Consider the following 19225-nt stretch of genomic DNA (forward strand, 5'->3'; position numbering starts at 1 on the left):
GTGGTGCCGTACGTGGTGCGAGTTCGGTTACTCTCGCACCATGCCAAGCACTGGGGGACGGCGCCAGGGGCGCCAACGAGGCGAGATCGAGCAACTCCCGAGCGGCGCGCTGCGCGTCAAGCTCTATGCCGGTGTCGACCCGCTGAGCGGCAAACGGCACTATCTCCGCGAAACCATCCCTCCCGGCCCGAAGGCCGAGGAGGAAGCCGAGAAGGTTCTCGTTCGGTTCTTGAACCAGGTGAACGAGCGTCGCAACCCTCGGACTCGCGCCACGGTCAACCAACTCTTGGACCGGTACCTGGAGTACCTGGACGTCGATGTCACCACGCGCACCCGCTACAAGATCGCGATCGAGAAGCACATCAAGCCACTCCTTGGCAACGTCGCTCTCGCGAAGCTGAATGGCGAGACGTTCGACTCGTTCTACAAGACGCTCCGAACCTGCCGGAGCCACTGCGGTGGCCGCTCGTTCGTGGAGCATCGGACGAAGGGCGAACACAAGTGCACTAACAGGTGCCGAGCACACACGTGCAAGCCGCTTTCGCTGGCCTCCGTCCGAAAGATCCACACCTGCCTCAGCGGAGCTCTGAAAGCCGCCGTCCGCTGGCAGTGGATCACGGTAAACCCCCTCGACCAGGCCCACCCGCCGAAGCGCCCGACCCCCGATCCGAAGCCGCCCACACCCGAAGAGGCGACCGTGATCGTTAACAAGGCGTTCAAGGATCTCGCCTGGGGAATGCTGGTCTGGCTCGCTATGACGACCGGGGCACGCCGAGGCGAACTCTGCGCGCTTCGGTGGGACTGGCTCGACCTGGACAACGCCACCCTTCGGATTCGCACAAACATCGCTCAGGACGGACCGCGAACCTGGGAGAAGGACACCAAGAGTCACCAGCAGCGCCGCATCACACTGGACCCGGAAACCGTTGGCCTACTCCGCGCCTACCGGCTGCATTGCGAGGCCCAAGCCCGCTCGCTCGGCGCCACGATAGCCAAGGACGGCCGCCTGTTTTCCCCTTCGGCCGATCACTCGACCTGGCACAAGCCGAGTTCCGTCACACAGCGGTATCGCCGTATGTGCCGGTCGCTTGGCTTGGACATGAACATCCACCAACTGCGCCACTATTCGGCAACCGAACTGATCGCGGCCGGAGTGGACGTCCGCACCGTCGCAGGCCGCCTTGGGCACTCCGATGGCGGGACGACGACGCTCAAGGTTTACTCGGCGTGGGTTGCCGAGGCCGACCAGAAGGCAGCAGGCAGGATCACCGGTCGCATGCCACAGGCGCCTATCACGATTGACGTGCAGGGCAACCCTCAGTCGACGCTGGAGCCTGAGGCGACGAACCCATACCAGAAGATCGCCGCCGATCTGCGAGGCGCGATCACCGCTGGCATCCTCCGGATTGGCGACCCTTTGCCGCCGGTCGCGGAGCTGGCCAACCGTTATCACGTCGGTATCGGGACCGCACACCGGGCGATTACCCAGTTGAAAGACGAGGGGTTGGTAACCGCCAGCCGCGGTAAACGAGCAATCGTTGCCAGCCCTACGACAGCGACCGTGATCGACATCCATTCAGCGTGACGGCGGGGAAGGTAGGGCCCTGGTAGGCATTGGCGGCATGCCTACCAAGGCCCTTACCACTCGAAAGTCTTCCACTCCTGCCAGGGGATGCTGCCCTCTGTTGCGTCCCAGCAACGATCGGCCCATGCTCCGGCCACCATTACCGGGCGACTCAGTACGAGGTCGCCAGCCCGCTGGACCCGAAGCACGAGGCCAAGCTGCGCCGAACACGGGTCGGCGCACTGCGAGTACCGAAGTTCCTTGTCATGCGTCTCGAGGTAGTCGGCGAACCGATCCTCCAGACGTGACGGCACCTGCCCCACGAGTCCTATCCCGTCCAGGGCCACCTGGGGGCCACGCAGCGCGTTGACCGCAATGCCCGCCAGGCCGATCGACTGGTCGTAGTACACAGTTACCGCCGGTCCGGAAAACCCCGCATGAGATCGCTGCTCAAGCCAGAAGTCAGCCCGCCCCTCGGCCCCGGCGGAACCCTCCCGAAGAGCGGTCCGCAGGACGCCATCAAGTGCCGCCTGCGCCTGCTCATGCGTCATCCCAAACTTCAGCGGCCCGACGCATTCGAAGGGCGTGAACGTCCACGAGAGACGCTGCTTCTCCTCCAAGACGCCCCAGACGTCCGTTGCCATGATCATCCTCCAGCCGGTAGATCTGCACTTCAGCCTGGGGCCCGGCCAGCCGCCCCGACATCACACCTTCAAGTTCAATAGCGGGATGAAGGCCAGCGAACGGTCAACACGACGGAATCTTCGAGAGCTTCCCAGGAGTGGTCCACTCCTGGGCCCCACATGGCATAGTCGCCCTGCCTCGCGAAAGTCGCTTCACCATCAGTCGACTCAACACGAAAAAGACCACTAATAAGCATGACCAGGGTCGTTCGCTGGTCATCCGAAGTCCAGTCGGGACGACAATCGCCCTTAGGATGCGTTGCCCACTTTACTTCAACATCCTTTGTCGAAAGGACACCTTTCGATGGGTCGATGAAGTGACCAACAAACCAGCCGCGGGTGTCCGCGCCGTCCTCCGCTGCGTTCCCGGTGTGCCAGCGTTCGGTCACTTCAACTCCCACTCGACGGACGGCAGGTTCACTCGCTGTCCGCCGATCTCCGCGAGGGTACGGATTCCTTGCAGGATGGCGAACAGCCCTTCGTTGCTCCAGGTTACATCGTCGAGAAGTTCGGTCAGTAGCTCGGGATCGAGGGTGGAGTAGCGGCGCAGGTTGGATGATTCCCAGTTGGCTTCGATCTGGCCGCCGTAACGGTCCCAGAATTCCTCGTCCTGGATGACGATGAGGCTGGCGAATTCGTAGTTGCCGCTTACCAGGTTGAGACCGAATCCGGTACATTCCAGCCACAATCGCTGGCCGAACGGGCGCGTCATGAGCCATTGCATCGGTTCGGACAACCGGCTGGGGTGCATCGGGTCGGCGCTGCGCTGATCACCGATGGTGTTGTCGATGTCGTCTCGGCCGAACAGTTCTTCTTCCATCTCGCGCAGCAGGGTCGCTCCGACGGGGGTGTCTGCGCGGAGGTCGGTGACCGGCTGATGGAAGCCCTTCGGGATGACGGCAAGCTGGCGGTTCGCGTTGAGGACGTTCCCGGAGCGCTGTTGCACGAGAAGGACGTAATCGGCGGGACCGTGCCAGCCGGACGGCCGAGCGATCGCACAGAGCGCGAGGGCGCCTCCCGCGCAGAGCCGGTCGTCTAGAGCCGTGACCGCAGCAAGGTCCGGAAGGTACTGGTCTCGTAGGGGTAGCTGTCCGGGAGTCGTCGGGGCGCCGGAGGCGAGCGCGTCCAGCAGCTCGCCTTCGAGGAGGTCCATGGTGAGCGCGTAGTGCACGAACGGGGCAATGCCGAGCGTGCCGCCCAGGTTCGGCCGTTCGATGTCGAGCGTGCGGAGCCGATACAGCGGCATATTGACGAGTCTCGTGCCGAGTTCGAGCGTCTCGGCGAGCCTCCGAACGGCCGCATCGGTCGCGTGTCCGTCGAGCCGTGTCGGTGCGTCGGTCGCGCCTTGCCCGAGCTTGAGCCGGTCGGCCTCGGTTCTGAGATGGCTTCCGAGATCGAGCCATTCTGGCCGGGTGAGGATGCTCGTCAGTGCTTGACCGCTCTCGCCGTATCTGGCGGAGTAGAGGCCATGTCCGGCCAGGTCGGTGCCGTAGTAGTCAGTCAGTGCCTGCGTGACCTGACGCTGGCTCACCTTCCCGCGCAGGACTCCGCGGTCACGCAGCGCCTGGGCATCGACGGTGGCGAGCCGGGCCGCGACCTTGCGACGGCTTATGCCAGGCTCCCACCCGGCGTGCTCGTCCAGCCATTCGAGCGCGGCGCCCAGGTGCGGGTCAGCGCTGAGGCGTTGCTCGGCGGCGGCCCTGGCCTGCTCGGCTGCAGCGCTGTCGAGTGCTGGTTCGGCCGGCGCGCTTGGTTGCTCACCGACAACTTCGGCGAAGCGTGCCCGCACAGCAGCCGAGGCTTGCTCGTAGGCGGTGTCGAGAAGTTGTTGCATCTCGGACTTGGGCGTGAGGCTCGGCTTCTGGTGCCAGCCTGCGACCGTGCGGACTCCGATGCCGAGACGTTCGGCGAAGAGTTCGTTGCTGAGCCGCATCGCCTTCTGGAGAGCGCACGCGGTGCGCCCGGTCCACGGTTCCACCGCCATCAGGAACGCCTCCGCTCAGTGGCACGGGCCTGGACTTCGGAACGGATGTAGTCGACCACCATCGCGAGGTCGGCCTTCATGTCGTCCAATCGATCTGTAATGGAATCCAGTCGACGTTCCAGAGCATCCAACCGCGCCGAGAATTCCATCTCTTGCTTGCTTGGACCGTCTTCTGGCTTCGGTGGCTTGCGGCCGTTCAGCACGGCTTCGAGGTGCTGCGGATGCCATCCAAGGGCAACGGATAGGGATTCCAGCGTGCGAGGGCTTCGCTTGCGATTGACCGTGTTGCGCTGGATCTCGCGAACTATCGCGGACGAGACGTGTGAACGTTCCGCGAGTTCTCGCTGACGCCAGCCGAGCTCTTTCACGCGCTCATTAATGGCCCTTGCGACCGCAGCCCAGTCCTCTGCCACCCAGCTCCTCCACCACCGTTCCGGGCCGACGTTAGCGGATTCGCCTGACCTTGGGTGGCGACACCAGCTCGACCGGACGGAAGATCACTTACAATCGATGATTTCATTGCAGAATCGATGAAATTGTCGACAGTCGCAACCGGCCGAGAAGACGCTCCAAGCCAGGTGCCGGCCTCGAGAATAGCGCCGAGAATCAACGAACCGCGCTGGTTCTGCACTAGTTTTGCATTTGATCTGCACTGGACGTGCATGGTTGACAGCTTCGATTTTTCCTTGAATCGAAGGCATGGAAAACAACCACCGAACGCCTCACAACGAGGCAACTTCGAAAATCAGTTCTCGCCCGGCTTTCTACACAGTTCGAGAGGCAGCAGAATTGCTGCGAGTGGGAGCTTCAACGCTCTACCGAATCATTCGCGAGGGTGACTTCCCGGCGATTCGGCTCCGCTCTCGCTACGTAGTTCCCGCCGCCGCACTCGATCGGCTGCTGGCCGAGGCGGAGGCGACCGGGAGCGTCGTGGACCCGGCCCGCATCGCGGCGGCTCGGCGGACCGCTCGCGAGGCTGCTCGGATCGGCGGGGGTGACCTGTGGTGACCCCGGAGGACTTCGAGAGCTTCGAGGACTACCTGAAGTCGCTCGCTACAGAGCTTGACCGCTACGAGCAGGTTCCGGACGACGTCCTGACCGACATCGTCAACCGCGACGGCGCCTGCATGTGGCTCTACACGAACGGCACGGTGCCGGAATGGTCGTGCGACGACCGCACTGACCGGCAACTGGCCGCGGGGATCTGCGCGGACTGCCCGGTACGGCTGCCCTGCCTGGAACTGGAGTTGCGAACGGCCGGGCTGTTCACGCTGGGGGTGTGGGGTGCGCTGTCCGAAGAGGACCGTCGGGCTCTGTACCCGGTGTGGCTGGCTCGCCGCGAGGACCGAGAAGGAGGTGAGCAGGAATGAACATCGCTCTGACTCCGGCGCAACTGTTGCTCGGCATGGGGTGCCTGCTCCTGCCGTTGGTGCTCTGGCGTGGCCGTGTTCGTCGGAATCGGCGGAGGGCGGAAGCGGCTGTCGGCGGTGCTCGGCTGCTGTCGCTGTTCGGCCGGGTGGTGTTCACGGCGGCGCTGATCGTTGGCGTGCAATGGATCGTGGTCACGAAGGCTGTCGACAACCATGGGCTGATGCTCGGGGTGCTGGGCCTTCCGGCGCTGTTCGCGGCGCACGCCCTGACGAGGGCGCTGACCGTGACGGCGTTCGTCCCTCCCCGGGGTGGTCGGCGATGAGCGGGAGCGTTGGGAAAGGGGTGGCCGCCTTCGGGCGGCCACCCGCCGTCCCCGCCAACGGTCCGGATGCGGTCGCCCTGCGAGTGGAGCAGGTGCGCAAGCAGGTCGACCGGTTGTGCTGGACCGGGATCACGCTGGGGCTGGCGTTCACGATGACCAACGTGCAGCACTTCGCCGCTGCTGGGGCGGCCGTGTGGTCGCTGCCGTGGCTGGCGGCGTGGCTGCTCGATCCCACGGTGTCGCTCGTGCTGGTGGCGATCCTGCGGGCCGAGCAGTTGACCGCGCGCTACCGCATCCGGACCGGACCGTGGGTGCGGCGGGCGAAGTGGTTCACGCTCGGCGCCACCTACGTCATGAACACCTGGGCGTCGTTCGCTGCCGGTTCGTGGTCGGGCATCGTGCTGCACTCGGTTCCCCCGCTGTTGGTGTTCACGGCCGCCGAAGCGGTCACCGATCTCCGGGACAAGCTCGCCGAAGCGGCCGCCGCTGCGTTCACGGAGACGACGGAGGAACAGCCCAAGGCTGTGGAAGCGGCCAAGCCTCGCCCCCGTGTGGCCCGTGGTCGCCGTCTCTTCAGTGACTTCCTGGCAGATGCACGGGAGGCGTGGGCGCCGGGCATCGAGGTCACCCCGGCGTGGGTGCGAGAGGCCACGGGGTGTTCGCGCGGCCTGTCGTCGCGGCTGGCCGCCGCCCTCGCCGCTGAGATCGCCGAGAGTGGGGGCAGGCCATGAACGCTTCCATGAACGGCCGGGAGCTGGAACGGAAGGTGTTCGACGCGGAGTTCGTGAACGACGAACCCAGCCAGGACCGTGCCAGGGTCCGCAGGGCTTGGGTGGCACGAGCCCGGTTGGTGGCCGCGTACCGAGTGCGGAAGCTACCTCGTGACCTCGCTCGGCTCGTGTGGTTCGTGATCCGGGGTCACGGGCGCTGGGCGGCCAAGGCGTGGACGTGGGCGACCTATGGAGACCTGCGGGCGGATGCCCGCGCGGCGCGCCTGGCGGGCGACGCGGAGGCTCGGCGTAGGGCTCAGGAGTTGATCCGCTCGGACGCGAAGGCCCGGTGGGGTCGGGTGGCGATCGTGCTCCACCGTTGCGTGGTCACGGCCGCGTTCGTGGGTCCTGTGGCGCTCGTGCTGTGGTGCGTGGATTCATGGATGGCGCGGGCGGACATGTGGCCGTGGCTCGCCGGACTGCTGCATGCCATCGAGGTGACCGGGCAGGTGCTACTGACGCTCGCTTGGATTCTCTTGGCCGTCGCGCCGATCGGCTGGTTCGTTGCGGCCGCGTGGGAAGGGCGGAACAAGGATTCCGGCGCGGGTTGGCTGACTCGGCCGGACCGCGATGACGCGGACTCGTGGGTCGATGAGCGGATGGTGTCCAAGGCGCTGGCTCACCTGGGTATCGCTCCGCTGAACGCCTTCTTCAAGAACGGGGGCGAGCTGCACTACAGCGTTCCGGCACGCCGTGACGGCAAGGGCACCTTTGTGCAGGTTCGGTTGCCGCTCGGCACGACGGCCGACATGGTGGCCGACCGGCGGGACAAGCTTGCGGCCAACCTTGGCCGGGCGAAGCTGGAAACCTGGCCCACCGAGGGTGACGAGGCCGGCGTGCTGGACCTGTGGGTGGCGGACAAGGGTGTCCTGGCCAGCAAGGCCGGAGTGTGGCCGTTGCAGCATGACGGTCAGGTCGATGTGTTCGACGGCGTGCCGTTCGGGCTCACCCAGCGCGGCGTGATCGTCAACGCGCCACTGATCGAGGCGAACTGGCTCGTCGGTGGCAGGCCGGGACAGGGCAAGTCGTCCGCCCTGCGAACGCTGCTGCTGGGCGCGACGCTCGACCCCACTGCCGAACTGTGGGTGTTCGTGATGGGCGAGTCTCCGGACTTCGAACCGTTCCGGCCACGGCTTGCCCGCTACCGGATGGGCATGGACGATGCCGTGGCAGAGGCGGCCGTCAAAGCGCTGGAAGAGCTACTGGCCGAGATGGAGCGTCGGGGCAAGGTGCTCGGCTCCCAACCCGGTCAACCACCGAAGGTGTCTCGCAAGCTGGCCGATCGGCCCGAGCTTGGCTTGCACCCCTTGGTGTGTGCCATCGACGAGTGCCACGAACTGTTCCAGCACCCCAAGTTCGGCAAGCGGGCCGCGGAACTCGCGGTGCGGCTGATCAAGCGCGGCCGGAAGTACGGCATCGTCCTGCTGCTGGCCACACAGTCCCCAACCAAGGATTCGATCCCACGTGAGGTCACTCGGAACGTCTCGTGCGGCGTGGCGTTCTCCGTGGCCGACCAAATCGCCAACGACGGGCTACTGGGTTCGGGCAAGTACCGGGCCGGTATCCGAGCGACCGACCTGCGGATGAAGACCGACCGGGGCACCTGTGTGGCTGTGGGCGTCACCGACGCGAGCTTCGAGCTGATACGCACGTTCTACGTCCCGTTCGAAGATGGAGTCGACATGGTGACACCGGTCATCGAACGCGCTGTCGCGCTCGTCAATGAGGCCGGGCGGGCGATCGCACCGGCGGAGATCGAACCCGCACCGGTCGATCACCTCGCGGACGTCGCGCGGGTCATGCGGGGCGAACACCGGGTGCCGACTCGGGTGGTACTCGCGCGGCTGGCCGAGCTGAACCCGGGCGAGTACGAGCGCTGGACCTTCTCGGATCTCAAGGGGATGCTGGCCGCCCACAGCTTCGGCCCGCGCAAGTCGGGCGGATTCCAGGTCGTCCGCGCCGAAGACGTCGCAGCGGCCCTCGCGAGCCGAGGGTGATCCGGAGGGAAGCACGAAGGGCGTGGGGAGTTCTCCCCACGCCCTTCTCTTATGCGCTTCCCCGCGATGACCTGCGCAAAGTCAGGTCAGGGAAGCGGTTTCGAGGTCTGCGGACATCGACAAAACGGCCTCCTGGACGGGTTTGGCAGCCCCCTCGCCCGTTCCCTCCCCATCCAGGGGCGGCGCAATGTAGGTGCCCTTCGAGCGCACTGTGACCAGCAAGCCACGCTCGCGCAGCAGCTTCGTCGCGTGCCGCGCCGTCCCGAGCGACACCCCGTACTCCTCCGCAAGCCGCCGCTCGGAGGGCAAAGCCGTATACGGACGAAGGACGCCCCGCGCGATCAGGTCGGCAAGGTGATCGGCCAACTGCTCGTAGACATAGCCGCCGATCGGGTTGCTACCCGGATCGAAGACCGGCCCACGCTCGCCGCCCTTGTGAATGTCAACGGACATCAGAACTCCCCTTCTCTGTTTCGCTCGCGTTCAGGACTCGGAGGGCACGGGACAGTTGCCCGCTCAGCGCCTCGACTTCCGCGGCCAGCCGCTCCACGGCTGCCTCAGCAGCCGCCAACCTGGCGAGGACGTCTTGCGCTGGCAGGCGCGGCGCAGGCGGCTCGGGCGTCGGCGCCTGCCGTAGGCACGACTCGCACGGCATCCCGGTCACCTGGCCAAGCAACTCCACCTCGCCCGGCGCGAACTCCGCTCCGCAGCAAGCCTTCAATCGCCCCGCCTCTGCCGCTGCAGTCACGACGTGCACCACCCGCGCACGCTCGCCAACCGTTCCGGCCGCTGGACGTACCAGCAGCACCCGGACTGCCATCGCTAACCACCCCGCCCTACCGAGTCCAACCGCACATCTCTCGGGACAAGACCCAAACGGAAACGGCTCACCTGGCACAGAGCAGGAACGTCGGACTTTCGTCGGAGAAATGTTGCAGTCCCGCCTTTTACCTGGGCAAACAGTGCGGCCGCCCGCTACAGTGGCGGACACTGAGCCAGACTGGGGAGACAACACATGGCTATCAGGCGCACCGGCCTCGCAGCCGCCCGGAAAGCGGCTGGCTACACCCAGGAGAACCTTGCCGCCGCCCTGAACATCGACCGCTCGACCGTCATCCGCTGGGAGGCTGGCGAGTACGCACCCCTCCCCTACCTCCGGCCGAAGCTCGCCCGACTACTACAGCAGACACCAGCTCGGCTCGCCGAACTCCTCGACGGCCCTGACACGTCCCGACGTGAACTTAGCCCGGACATCGACGCGGCCTGCATCTGGCTTGACGACAGGCTCGGCAGGAAGTTCGGGACCGCCCGGCGGGAAGTCATCGCCGTGCTGGACAGGGCGGGCGACGAGTTCCAGGCCCGGCAGGCGCGGCGCGCCCGGGTCAAGCGGAGCGACATGGCCCGCGCGCTGAAGGTCTACTACGACGTCGACAACTCGCCGTACGAGACCTATACGGCCCGCTTGGACGGCCAGGAATTCGAGACAAGCATCCTCACTCGCCCGGAGTGGCTCAACCTCGACATCCCTCTGGCTCCGGACCGGGACCGGCTTCGACTGACGACCACGAGCACGCTCCCGCCGATCGAGATCGATGAGGCGCGGGCGGTTCGACGTCTCGCCGAAGCGGAAGCGCTCGGCATCCGCCTCACAGACCAGCCGGTCTACCGTCTGCTGAACATCGGGCTACGAGAAGGCTCGATCAGTGGCACCGTCGCACTGACCCCGTTTCTTGAGTACGCACTGACGATGGACCTCCTCGAAGGGGAACTCCTCGATGCCCTGGCCAAGGGCCGAGCAATCCAACCCGGCTCCCTTCCGCTGCGCGACCAGTACCTTCCTACACTCGATTCCGTCGTCGCTCTCGACGAGCGTCTTTGTGTCGGCGGCGTACTCGCCCTATTCATCATCACAAACACAGCTAATTCATCTAGCGATGTCGATCAACGGTTTGTAATTCAACAGCGATCACGCCAGGTTGTGAACGGCGGAGAACAGCTTTCGGTGGTTCCCAAAGGTTTCCATCAGCCCTTGAATGACTATCATTCGGACACTTCCATTCTCAGCTCACTTCTGCGCGAACTAGAAGAAGAATTGTTCGGTCGCGATGATCTCGATACCACAATTAAGTTGTCGCGGACGGCATTGCCCATGCACCCCAGTCGAATGTCGGCTCCTATGAAATGGCTGACTTCCAAAGAAGACCGCTTGCGGACCACGTGCAGCGGATTAGGTTTGAACCTGGTCAACGGAAACTACGAGATTTCCTGCGCGATAACGGTAAGCGAACCAGAATTCTGGCCCAGGTTCGGCGGAAACCTTGAAGCCAACTGGGAAACAAAGGGGTTAAGAATTATAACCAACACAGATGTAAAATTCTTACATTCGCTGGCCTCAGCCTCGAATTGGTGCAACGAAGGAATTTTCGGGTTAATGCGAGGCTTGCAGAGCCAGATATACCAGTATTGACTTTATGCAGAAATGGAGTGACATCATTTCCATCATCGTTTTTTGGAGAGAGTGGATCCGGGGTTGGGGGCAGCTATGTTATTGAACTTACTGCCCGCCCTGCGAGATCTCCGCACCCCGCTCGCATCCGGCTACATTCTCCTATTGAGCCTATACTTGGCGCTAGCCAGCCAGCTCAGCAGGCTTGCCGCCGAATCGGACGTCGGCCGTAGGGTGACGTCACTACTCTCGTATTTTGGCATGAGTGCGACCGTTGCAACCGTAACATTCATCGCCTTTATCGCTGGAGCGCTCTGGTCTGAGATAATTCCAGCCGTAGTTCGATTTTCAGTGTGGTACTCATGGGTTCGACCACTGCAAATTATTAGAACTCGACAACTTGTCAAGCAATATAATCTCGACAAGGCGATCGAGTTCGAGAACAGCTTGCCCACCCGGGAAGAGTCGAGGTTCTTTAGTGGTCCATTTCTAGGGCGGATAGAGAAGTTGGTTCGCCTTAAAGTCTATCAAAAAGTCAACCAAAATCCAGAATTTAGAAGCGAAGTTGAGAAACGGTTATACAAAACCGAACTATCAGGATCTCATGCTGACGAATTAGACGAAGAACTCGCGTGTCGAACTGTCGATATCCGCCGTCACACAACTGATGTCGTAAGTGGCGCACGAAGGATCCCAACGAGACTTCTTGGAAAAGAGATGGAGATCTGGAACTTATGGGATCGACTCCGCGCTGAAGGAGATTTCCGATGCGCGGTCGCTAGTTCTACAGCAGTCCTTATTTTGGTGACAGCTGTCAAGCTCAGTCCTATCCTTCTATCCTTGCTTCCTCTCGTGATAATACTCTGGATTCAAGGAGAAGGAAAATACCGAGAAGCATTCGGCGCACTCTACGAATCGTTAATCTCTGGAAGAGTAGCAATAAGTGAACTGGAACGAATAGGGGAACCCGGGCAAACATTCTGGTTTCGCGCAGTGAGAGAACCTCTCAGTGAAGAGGGTATGCGGAAGTTGGAGGCCACAACACGGGCGCGAGAAAAAGCCGAGCGTGATCGCCAAGAGAAAGGCAAACTGAAAGAAGAGCTGTCGATTGAAGAATGGACACTTGACTAACCTTCTTTCGACAGGCAGCGGATCATCCAGGACGACAGTGCCCACTCGTCACCGCCTTCCATTTCAGGCGTTTCTACCGTCACGTAGTACGGCGGCTCGACATATATTCCGTCGCTGCCACCCACCCAGGCGCCGTCGTCATGCTGACAGGAGATTCGCGCTTCTTCGTCGCCGATTTTCAGCACGAAACCGCCGTGGTCGCCATGGTCCCAGGAAAGGTTGACAACCACATTAATCCCATCAACAATCAACTCTCGATCACCCTTGGTCTGCCAACCTCCCCAGCCTTCGGGCAAAGCTAACCCGGGAATACTAGTTAACGCGTCTTCCACTCCCTCCATTGCATCCCAGTTGTCTTCATAACGCGACTCGGGAAAAACAATGGTCTCGGAGTCGGGTCGCACACTGATGATCTCCTCTCCGCGTACCTGCAGGACGAGGGTGGTGCGGGCCGTTAATCCGATGTGGGATGCAGTGGTCTCATTCACCGGATCTTCGCCGCCCAACGGGAACACGTGGATGGTCTCAGCGTCGGCAAGTAGGACTGCAGTGGCTCGAATGGTGCGTGTGTCCGGAGACCGTCCAGGGTCGTGAACTTCCGGAGCCTCGCACATCACGTCAAACAGGCCAGCGAGCCCTGTGAGCCTAGTCAGGCTACCTCCAGTCCAGCCATGCTCCTCCCAATCTATGTCCAGGGCTTGAAGCAAATTAGGAGTGCTACCTACCAGTTGCCCTTCAGAGGTGGAAGCATTCCCATCTAGATCCATTGGCAACCGTGCTGACAAATACCGTGCCACCAACCATTGATCGACCACGCTAGCCGGCACGTCCTCAAAAAGGCTTGCTCGAATGGTGGCCGCAGTGCGCGTTAGCGGTTGCCCATGACCCCACTCCTGGAATGCTCGCTTGATATCGTTGTCCTCGGTTAAGAACAGTAATGTCTCCGGCGCGTTAGCCTGCGCGAGGACGTCGCGGAGCCACGCAGAGTCGCTACCGCCGGTCTTCACTGCCTCGGCAGACTTCCTTTTGGCAGGGGGCCGTTGAAGGATTTGGTCTTTAAGCCCCTGAATAGCGCTCTCGCCTGTCAACGTGATGATCTCGATATGAGGCGACCCAGTCAAAGTGCTCAAGAAGGCATCGACGACTGCGGAAGCATCCTTATAACCAGGTGTGATGGACATAGCGGACAACCCAGACCTAGTGAGCCGCCCCAGCGCCTTCCTCGCAACGTTACGAGTGGTAGCCCACTCGGCGGAGAGATGCTCGGCCCACTCCCACGCAACTGGCTCAGGTATCCACGTCTCAATCCCCAGCTTGGCGAGGTCTGCTGCAAGACTGGTTAGCCGACCGATGTCTGGCCCGACAGGGCCATAGGCGTTGGCGTCCACCACCACGGCCGCCAGCTTCTGTCGAATCTCCCGATCCAGGAGCCGGGCCGAATCTGCCGCACCGGCTTTGCCTACGCTCATGCTCACGTCAAGAGTATCCAGCACCGAAACGAACGTGGTGCGGGTCGTGGTGCGAACTCGCGGCAAGACCGGCACTCCCGACCCGTGGTGCGAGCACAACGAGAGCAAAACCGCAGGTAGAGACCACTGAACCGCCCGTTCAGTTCCCTCCGGAGGCAGGTGTCGCAGGTTCGAATCCTGCCGAGGGCACCCCCATTTGAACATGAAGAACCGGCCCTGACAGCGAGAACGCCAGTCAGGGCCGTACTTGTTTTTCCCTGACCCCACTGCGGGTAATTCGCTTGCTCCGGCCACTTGATCGACGCTGCACTAGGACGGGACACCACGAGTCGTGGTGCCGTTATCCCGGGGAGGCAGTGGCAGCAATGGAGATCCGTTCCACGACCGACGAGGACTTCGACGTCTTCGTCGACACACTCCATGCCGCATTCGGGCGCTTCCCGGAAACCCCGGCCGAGAGCGGCGGGGTCTGGTGGGCGGCGCTCGAAATGGACCGCAACCTGCTCGCCGTGACGGCGGAAGGGCGGCCCGTCGGCACCGCCGCTGCTTACTCCTTCGAGCTCACCCTGCCCGGCGAGATCCTCGTTCCGGCCGCCGGGGTGAGCGCCGTCGGTGTCCTGCCCTCGCATAGGCGCCGGGGCGTGCTCAGCGCGATGATGCGGCATCAGTTCACGCAACTGCGCGCGCAAGGGGAGTTTCTTTCCGTACTGCTGGCCTCCGAGGCCCTGATCTACGGCAGGTTCGGCTACGGACCGGCGACCTACACGCAGCGGCTCACGGTCCCGCGCCACCAGGCTGCCCTCGCCCTCCCCAGGGCGCGCGAAACGGTCGGCGACGCCCCGGCGACTGGCTCGGTCGAACTGCTGCGGCGTGCCGAGTGCGGCGACATCCTGGAAGAGGTCTACGACCGGTACCGCCGCACACAGCCCGGCGCGCTGTCCCGGCCGCACCGCTGGTGGACCTTGCGCGCGGGGCAGCCCCCGGTCTCTCCGGCGCCGCGCTACGTCGCCGTGCACCGGGACGCCGACGGCGTTCCGGACGGGTACGCCAGCTACTCGATCAGTGAGCCCGCCACCCTGACCGTCGACGAGACCATCGCCACCGACGACGCCGTTTCCACGGCCCTGGCCCGGTTCGTGCTCGGACACGACCTGGTCACTCAGGTCGTGTTCAAGCACTTCCCGCCCGGGCACCCGCTGCGCTGGCAGCTTGCGGACTTCCGCGCCGCCCAGGTGAACGAGGACACCGACTGGCTCTGGGTGCGACTGCTGGACGTCCCGCGCGCGCTGACCGCGCGCGGCTGGTTCACCGACGGTGAGCTCGTCCTCGACGTCGACGACCCGTTCCTCGGCGAGCACGGCCGCTACCTGCTGACCGTCCGGGACGGCAAGGCCGACTGCGTCCCGACGGACCGGGAGCCCGACCTGTCCCTGGACGTGCGCGACCTCGGCTCGGTCTACCTCGGCGGCACCGCCCCGAGCGCGCTCGTGCGTGCCGGGCACATCCGGGCCCACCACGCGGGCGCGGCCACCCTCGCGGATGTCCTCTTCCGCGCCGAGCGCACCCCGCACTGCCTGAACTGGTTCTGACCCGCGCGCTCGCGTGCCAACGACCGCAACCCCCTCGTCGCCCACTTCCGGGAATCCGCGAAGAACTGTCTCGCCCGGGAGACCACACGCGCCCGCTCACGGTGAACCGGCCGAGGGCACCCGTTCAGCGCGTTCGACCGTCCACAGGTGGCGTGGAACCGTACTCGGATCAATCGGCTGTCAGCCGGACTGCCCGGCAAGGAACGCGCGGATCACGCGCGCGAACTCCGGTCCGGTGAGCGCACTCCAGTGATCGCCCGGCACCCGGGTGAACCGCGCGCGGGGCAGGACGGCGGCGAGCGCTTCGGCGGAGGCGTGGTCGTGATCCCGATCGCCGACCACCACGAGAGTGGCGGTTTCGATGCGTCTCAACGCCCCGACGGGCGTTGCGACGAGCGAGTCCAGGACCTGAAGTAGCGCGCGGGGATCGCCGCCGAGGTGGGTGATCCAGTGCGCGGCTTCCGCCTCCGCAGACCCGGGTTCGATGGCGTCCCCGTTGGCGAGAGCGGTCAGCGCGCGGCGGTTCGTGCCGTTGGCCGCCATGCTGCGCACCGCGGCGAGTCCCTGGCCCGCCACGATCGCGCGGGCGGGCCGGGCGCCGCGCACCAGCATTCGGAGCACCGCCCTGGCACCCAGCGAGTAGCCGCCGAGGTCGTAGTCGTCGAGCCCGAGCCGATCGATCAGGGTCAGGCCGTCATCGGCCAGCACATCGGGCGGATAGGAGGCCGGATCGTGCGGCCGGGCGCTGTCACCGTGGCCGCGGAAATCCGGCAGGATGACGCGGTAGCCGTCCGCGGCGAGGACGGCGGCGGGACCGTGATCGAGCCATTGCCGTCCCGAGGCGGTGAAGCCGTGGAGCAGGACCAGGGGACGGCCGTGCCCCGTCTCACGGAATGCCAGTTCCACGCCATCGCGGGCGGCGAATCGATGGACGCGTGAGTCGCTCATGCCGCGATCTCCTCGGCTCGAAGCGGTCAGGTGCGTCCGTAGAAGCCGTCGAGACGCCCTCGGGCGAGGACGTCCCCGGCGGCGGCGAGCACCTCGCGCGGTTTGGCGGAGTCCAGGGCGGTGCCGCGCGGGCCCGCGGTGAGCGGCTTGGCCAGTGCGAAGAGCTGGAACACGTATCGGTGCGCACCGTGACTTTTCGGCGGCGCCGGGCCGAAGTAGCCACTGCCTATACCCGAGCGCAGGACGTGCACGCCGTCGGCGGGATCCCCGGCATCCAGCGCCCCGTGCGCGAGGCCGGTCATCGAGGCGTTCAGCAAGGCCACGCAGTGGAGGAAGGGCAGGGGTGTGGGGGCATCGGGATCCTCGACGACCAGCAGCAGTTGCGCCGTGTCCGCCGGGACCGGGGACCACGTCAAGGCCGGTGACAGATCCTCGCCGCCGACCCGCTTCGAGGCGTGCACGGTCGGGATGGTGCCCTCGTGGTCGAAGTCCGGACTGCCCAGTACCAGCGTTCTGGCGGCGGCGAGATCCGGAGAATTCCAGGCGAGGCCCGCCATCCCGGCCCGCCGTTTCTTGGGCGAGTCGTCGCGTACGGTCATGTTTTCCCCTCAGAGATCGGAACCGCCGGTGCGGTCAGCGGGCGTGCTGGTCGTGGCGCAGACGCGAGAGTTCGTCGAGGGCGCTGTCCTGGGAGCGCTCGACGAACTGCAGCAGCGCGTCGAGCTCCTCCTTGCGGAAGACCGCGAGGTCGTCGTGGGCGCGGGCGGTGAGCCCGTCGTAGTAGGCCGCGATGCGGGCCAGGCCGTCGCTGGTCGGTTCGATCAGCACGCGGCGCCGGTCCCGGGGATCGTTGGTCCGCTTGATACAGCCCGCGGCGTCCAGGCGGTCGATCATCCGCGACACCGACCCGGGTGTCAGACCGACGCGGCGGGCCAGTTCTGCCGCCGTGGCGGGCCCCTGCTGGTTCAGCACGTGCAGGCAGTCCAGATCGCTGGCGGTGACCCCCATCCGTTCGGCGATCAGCCGGTTCAGCTGAGAGATGGCGTTGACCCAGCCCGGCAGCGCGGCCAGAACACGTTCCTCGGCTTCGCGACGCGACATGCGCCCCATCCCGACCTCCCTTCCTCGCAACGATCACCCTACCAATGATGTTGTGTGATGCAATCATTGCGTCACGCACTTAGTGCGTGACGCAACTGATGCGCGCCTGCGCCGCGGAAGTCCCCATTGCTGTCCCAGCCTCCCTCTTGCTACCGTAACAAGAACTTGGTACTTCAAAAACAAGAAGCGACAGCGGGAGGCGGAGATGGCGGGGCTGGAGATCGGCTACCTGCTGCCGACGCGCGATCAGACCGTGCTGGGCGAGCACGAACCGGCGCGGCTCGTGGCCCAGGCACGCCGGGCCGAGGAACTGGGCCTGGACTCGGTCTGGGCGGGCGACAGCCCGGTGACCAGGCCGCGCGCGGATCCGCTGCTACTGCTGTCGGCCGTGGCCCAGGCCACCCGACGGGTCGCGCTCGGCACGGCGGTGCTGCTGCCCGCGCTGCGCCATCCGATCCTGCTGGCGCACCAACTCGCCACCCTCGACCGACTGTCGGGAGGACGGGTGATCGCGGGCGTGGGCGGCGGGTTCCCGAACCCGAACACCCGGGCCCAGTTCGCGGCGATCGGCGTCGATTTCGACCGCCGAATCAGCCGGATGGAGGAGTCGATCGACGCGATGCGGCTGCTCTGGTCGGGAGAGGCGGTTTCCTACCAGGGCAAGCACTTCGCCTTCGAAGACGTGCGGATCGCGCCCCCGCCACTCCGCCCGGGAGGGCCGCCGATCTGGCTGGCCGGAAGCAACGACCCGGCGTTGCGCCGCGTCGCCCGCCTCGCCGACGGCTGGCTCCCCTATCCGTCCAAGGCGGCGACGTACGCGGAGGAACACCGGGTCATCGAGCAGGCGGCGACAGCCCGTCCCATCACTCCGGCCCTGTACGCGACGGTCTGCCTGGACGAGGACCCCGAAAGGGCACGCAGGCGCCTGCGCAACAGCATCGAGCGCTACTACAACGCGCCTCTCGAAGTCGTCGAGTCGATCCAGGCCATGTTCGCCGGTACCGCCCGGCAGGCCGCCGACTGGCTGACCGGCTACACCGCCGCCGGCGCGCGCCACCTCGTGATCCGCCTGGCCACCGAGGACCACCACACCGGCCTGGAGGAGTTCGCCGACAAGGTTTTGCCCTTGCTACGCAAGGAGAATCACCGATGACCACGTTCGTTCTCGTCCACGGCGCCTGGCACGGCCCCTGGGCCTGGGAGCGGGTCGTCCCGCTGCTGCACGCCGCCGGGGCGCGCACGCTCACCCCGGACCTCAGCGCCGACGGGGACTTCGGGCTCCACGACCACGCCGAGGCGGTCGTCGCCGCCCTCGACACCGTTGCGGCGCAGGACGACATCGTGCTCGTCGGGCACAGTTACGCGGGCCTGGTCGTGCGCGAAGCGGCCGACGCGCGGCCGGATGCCGTCGGCCACCTCGTCCTCGTGGACGGATGGGCGGGGGCCGATGGCGACGGCATGGTCAGCCTGGCCCCCGGCTCCTTCGTGCAGGCCGTCCGCGCGGCGGCCGAAACACGCGGGGGCGGACGGCGCATTCCGGCCCCGCCCCCGGCGGCGTTCGGCATCACCGACACCGAAAACGCCGCCTGGCTGGCCCCGCGCCTGCTCCCCCAGCCGCTGCGCACGTTCACCGAATCCACTCGCCTGACCGGGGCGGTCGACGGGATTCCCGGCACCGCCCTCTACTGCAGGCCGCAGACCTACCCGTTCGACCGGTTCGGCGAGGCACTCGGATACCGGACGCTGCCGCTGGACGGTCCGCACGACGTGATGCTGACCCACCCCGAGCCGCTCGCCCGCCTGCTCCTGGAGGTTCGCTCGTTCAAGAACGGGAAGCGCGAAGTCTAGAG

The 19225-nt window shown here is 65.2% G+C and carries 20 protein-coding genes; 11 read left to right on the forward strand and 9 right to left on the reverse strand.

The window, feature by feature from the left end; translation table 11 throughout:
• Positions 1–40 precede the first annotated feature (40 nt).
• A complete protein-coding gene (locus tag ORV05_RS26545) occupies positions 41–1585 on the forward strand; it encodes a tyrosine-type recombinase/integrase (protein ID WP_268754719.1) in 1545 nt (514 codons plus the stop codon).
• A 53-nt stretch (positions 1586–1638) separates the two neighbouring features.
• Here the strand turns inward: ORV05_RS26545 and ORV05_RS26550 are convergent, their stop codons facing one another.
• The 4 genes from ORV05_RS26550 to ORV05_RS26565 all read right to left on the reverse strand — a co-directional run bounded on the left by ORV05_RS26550 (position 1639) and on the right by ORV05_RS26565 (position 4644).
• Entirely contained in the window at positions 1639–2208 is a 570-nt protein-coding gene (locus tag ORV05_RS26550; protein ID WP_268754720.1) for a hypothetical protein, read from the reverse strand.
• Between the two features lie 74 nt (positions 2209–2282).
• Positions 2283–2636 carry a signal peptidase I gene (locus ORV05_RS26555; protein ID WP_268754721.1) on the reverse strand — a complete coding sequence of 118 codons (354 nt, stop codon included), beginning with the start codon at positions 2634–2636 and terminating at the stop codon, positions 2283–2285.
• Positions 2633–4231: a transcriptional regulator gene (locus tag ORV05_RS26560; RefSeq protein WP_268754722.1), complete on the reverse strand. Its 1599-nt coding sequence runs from the start codon at positions 4229–4231 to the stop codon at positions 2633–2635. The genes ORV05_RS26555 and ORV05_RS26560 overlap by 4 nt, the downstream gene beginning before the upstream one ends.
• Entirely contained in the window at positions 4231–4644 is a 414-nt protein-coding gene (locus tag ORV05_RS26565) for a helix-turn-helix domain-containing protein (protein WP_268754723.1), read from the reverse strand. The genes ORV05_RS26560 and ORV05_RS26565 overlap by 1 nt, the downstream gene beginning before the upstream one ends.
• Positions 4645–4930: 286 nt before the next feature.
• On the opposite strand from ORV05_RS26565, the gene ORV05_RS26570 reads away from it, so the two are divergent.
• The 5 genes from ORV05_RS26570 to ORV05_RS26590 all read left to right on the forward strand — a co-directional run bounded on the left by ORV05_RS26570 (position 4931) and on the right by ORV05_RS26590 (position 8691).
• Positions 4931–5239: a helix-turn-helix domain-containing protein gene (locus ORV05_RS26570; protein WP_268754724.1), complete on the forward strand. Its 309-nt coding sequence runs from the start codon at positions 4931–4933 to the stop codon at positions 5237–5239.
• Positions 5236–5601 (forward strand): WhiB family transcriptional regulator, encoded by a 366-nt coding sequence (locus ORV05_RS26575; RefSeq protein WP_268754725.1) that lies wholly within the window; start codon positions 5236–5238, stop codon positions 5599–5601. The genes ORV05_RS26570 and ORV05_RS26575 overlap by 4 nt, the downstream gene beginning before the upstream one ends.
• Positions 5598–5924: a hypothetical protein gene (locus ORV05_RS26580; RefSeq protein ID WP_268754726.1), complete on the forward strand. Its 327-nt coding sequence runs from the start codon at positions 5598–5600 to the stop codon at positions 5922–5924. Before ORV05_RS26575 ends, ORV05_RS26580 begins: the two co-directional genes overlap by 4 nt.
• The gene (locus ORV05_RS26585) at positions 5921–6655 is read left to right on the forward strand and encodes a hypothetical protein (protein WP_268754727.1); all 735 of its coding nucleotides are present in this window, start codon (positions 5921–5923) and stop codon (positions 6653–6655) included. The genes ORV05_RS26580 and ORV05_RS26585 overlap by 4 nt, the downstream gene beginning before the upstream one ends.
• Positions 6656–6993: 338 nt before the next feature.
• Positions 6994–8691 carry a hypothetical protein gene (locus tag ORV05_RS26590; RefSeq protein ID WP_268754728.1) on the forward strand — a complete coding sequence of 566 codons (1698 nt, stop codon included), beginning with the start codon at positions 6994–6996 and terminating at the stop codon, positions 8689–8691.
• Positions 8692–8772: 81 nt separating this feature from the next.
• Here ORV05_RS26590 and ORV05_RS26595 read toward each other — a convergent pair whose 3' ends face one another.
• Complete coding sequence (locus ORV05_RS26595; protein ID WP_268754729.1) at positions 8773–9144, reverse strand: winged helix-turn-helix domain-containing protein; 372 nt, start codon at positions 9142–9144, stop codon at positions 8773–8775.
• Between the two features lie 562 nt (positions 9145–9706).
• Here ORV05_RS26595 and ORV05_RS26600 point away from each other — a divergent pair.
• Both ORV05_RS26600 and ORV05_RS26605 read left to right on the forward strand, forming a co-directional pair.
• Positions 9707–11158 (forward strand): helix-turn-helix transcriptional regulator, encoded by a 1452-nt coding sequence (locus tag ORV05_RS26600; RefSeq protein ID WP_268754730.1) that lies wholly within the window; start codon positions 9707–9709, stop codon positions 11156–11158.
• A gap of 240 nt (positions 11159–11398) precedes the next feature.
• Positions 11399–12268, forward strand: coding sequence for a hypothetical protein (locus ORV05_RS26605; protein ID WP_268754731.1), 870 nt, complete (start codon positions 11399–11401; stop codon positions 12266–12268).
• On the opposite strand, the gene ORV05_RS26610 is transcribed toward ORV05_RS26605, so the two are convergent.
• Positions 12265–13743, reverse strand: a complete 1479-nt coding sequence (locus ORV05_RS26610; RefSeq protein WP_268754732.1) for a hypothetical protein — start codon at positions 13741–13743, stop codon at positions 12265–12267. The genes ORV05_RS26605 and ORV05_RS26610 overlap by 4 nt on opposite strands.
• Before the next feature lie 359 nt (positions 13744–14102).
• Between ORV05_RS26610 and ORV05_RS26615 the strand changes: the two genes are divergently transcribed.
• Complete coding sequence (locus ORV05_RS26615; RefSeq protein WP_268754733.1) at positions 14103–15326, forward strand: GNAT family N-acetyltransferase; 1224 nt, start codon at positions 14103–14105, stop codon at positions 15324–15326.
• A gap of 180 nt (positions 15327–15506) precedes the next feature.
• Here the strand turns inward: ORV05_RS26615 and ORV05_RS26620 are convergent, their stop codons facing one another.
• The 3 genes from ORV05_RS26620 to ORV05_RS26630 are packed head-to-tail and all read right to left on the reverse strand — an operon-like array spanning position 15507 to position 17375.
• On the reverse strand, positions 15507–16274 hold the full coding sequence (locus ORV05_RS26620) for an alpha/beta fold hydrolase (RefSeq protein ID WP_268754734.1): 768 nt from the start codon (positions 16272–16274) through the stop codon (positions 15507–15509).
• A 26-nt stretch (positions 16275–16300) separates the two neighbouring features.
• Positions 16301–16873 carry a YbhB/YbcL family Raf kinase inhibitor-like protein gene (locus ORV05_RS26625; RefSeq protein ID WP_268754735.1) on the reverse strand — a complete coding sequence of 191 codons (573 nt, stop codon included), beginning with the start codon at positions 16871–16873 and terminating at the stop codon, positions 16301–16303.
• A 34-nt stretch (positions 16874–16907) separates the two neighbouring features.
• A complete protein-coding gene (locus ORV05_RS26630) occupies positions 16908–17375 on the reverse strand; it encodes a MarR family winged helix-turn-helix transcriptional regulator (RefSeq protein WP_268754736.1) in 468 nt (155 codons plus the stop codon).
• 205 nt (positions 17376–17580) lie between these two features.
• Here ORV05_RS26630 and ORV05_RS26635 point away from each other — a divergent pair, with 205 nt between their 5' ends.
• Together ORV05_RS26635 and ORV05_RS26640 are read left to right on the forward strand one after the other, a co-directional pair.
• A complete protein-coding gene (locus ORV05_RS26635) occupies positions 17581–18528 on the forward strand; it encodes an LLM class flavin-dependent oxidoreductase (protein WP_268754737.1) in 948 nt (315 codons plus the stop codon).
• Positions 18525–19223: an alpha/beta fold hydrolase gene (locus ORV05_RS26640; RefSeq protein WP_268754738.1), complete on the forward strand. Its 699-nt coding sequence runs from the start codon at positions 18525–18527 to the stop codon at positions 19221–19223. The genes ORV05_RS26635 and ORV05_RS26640 overlap by 4 nt, the downstream gene beginning before the upstream one ends.
• Positions 19224–19225: the final 2 nt, after the last annotated feature.

This window comes from Amycolatopsis cynarae, from assembly GCF_026802195.1.
Classification (GTDB): Bacteria; Actinomycetota; Actinomycetes; order Mycobacteriales; family Pseudonocardiaceae; genus Amycolatopsis_E; species Amycolatopsis_E rhizosphaerae.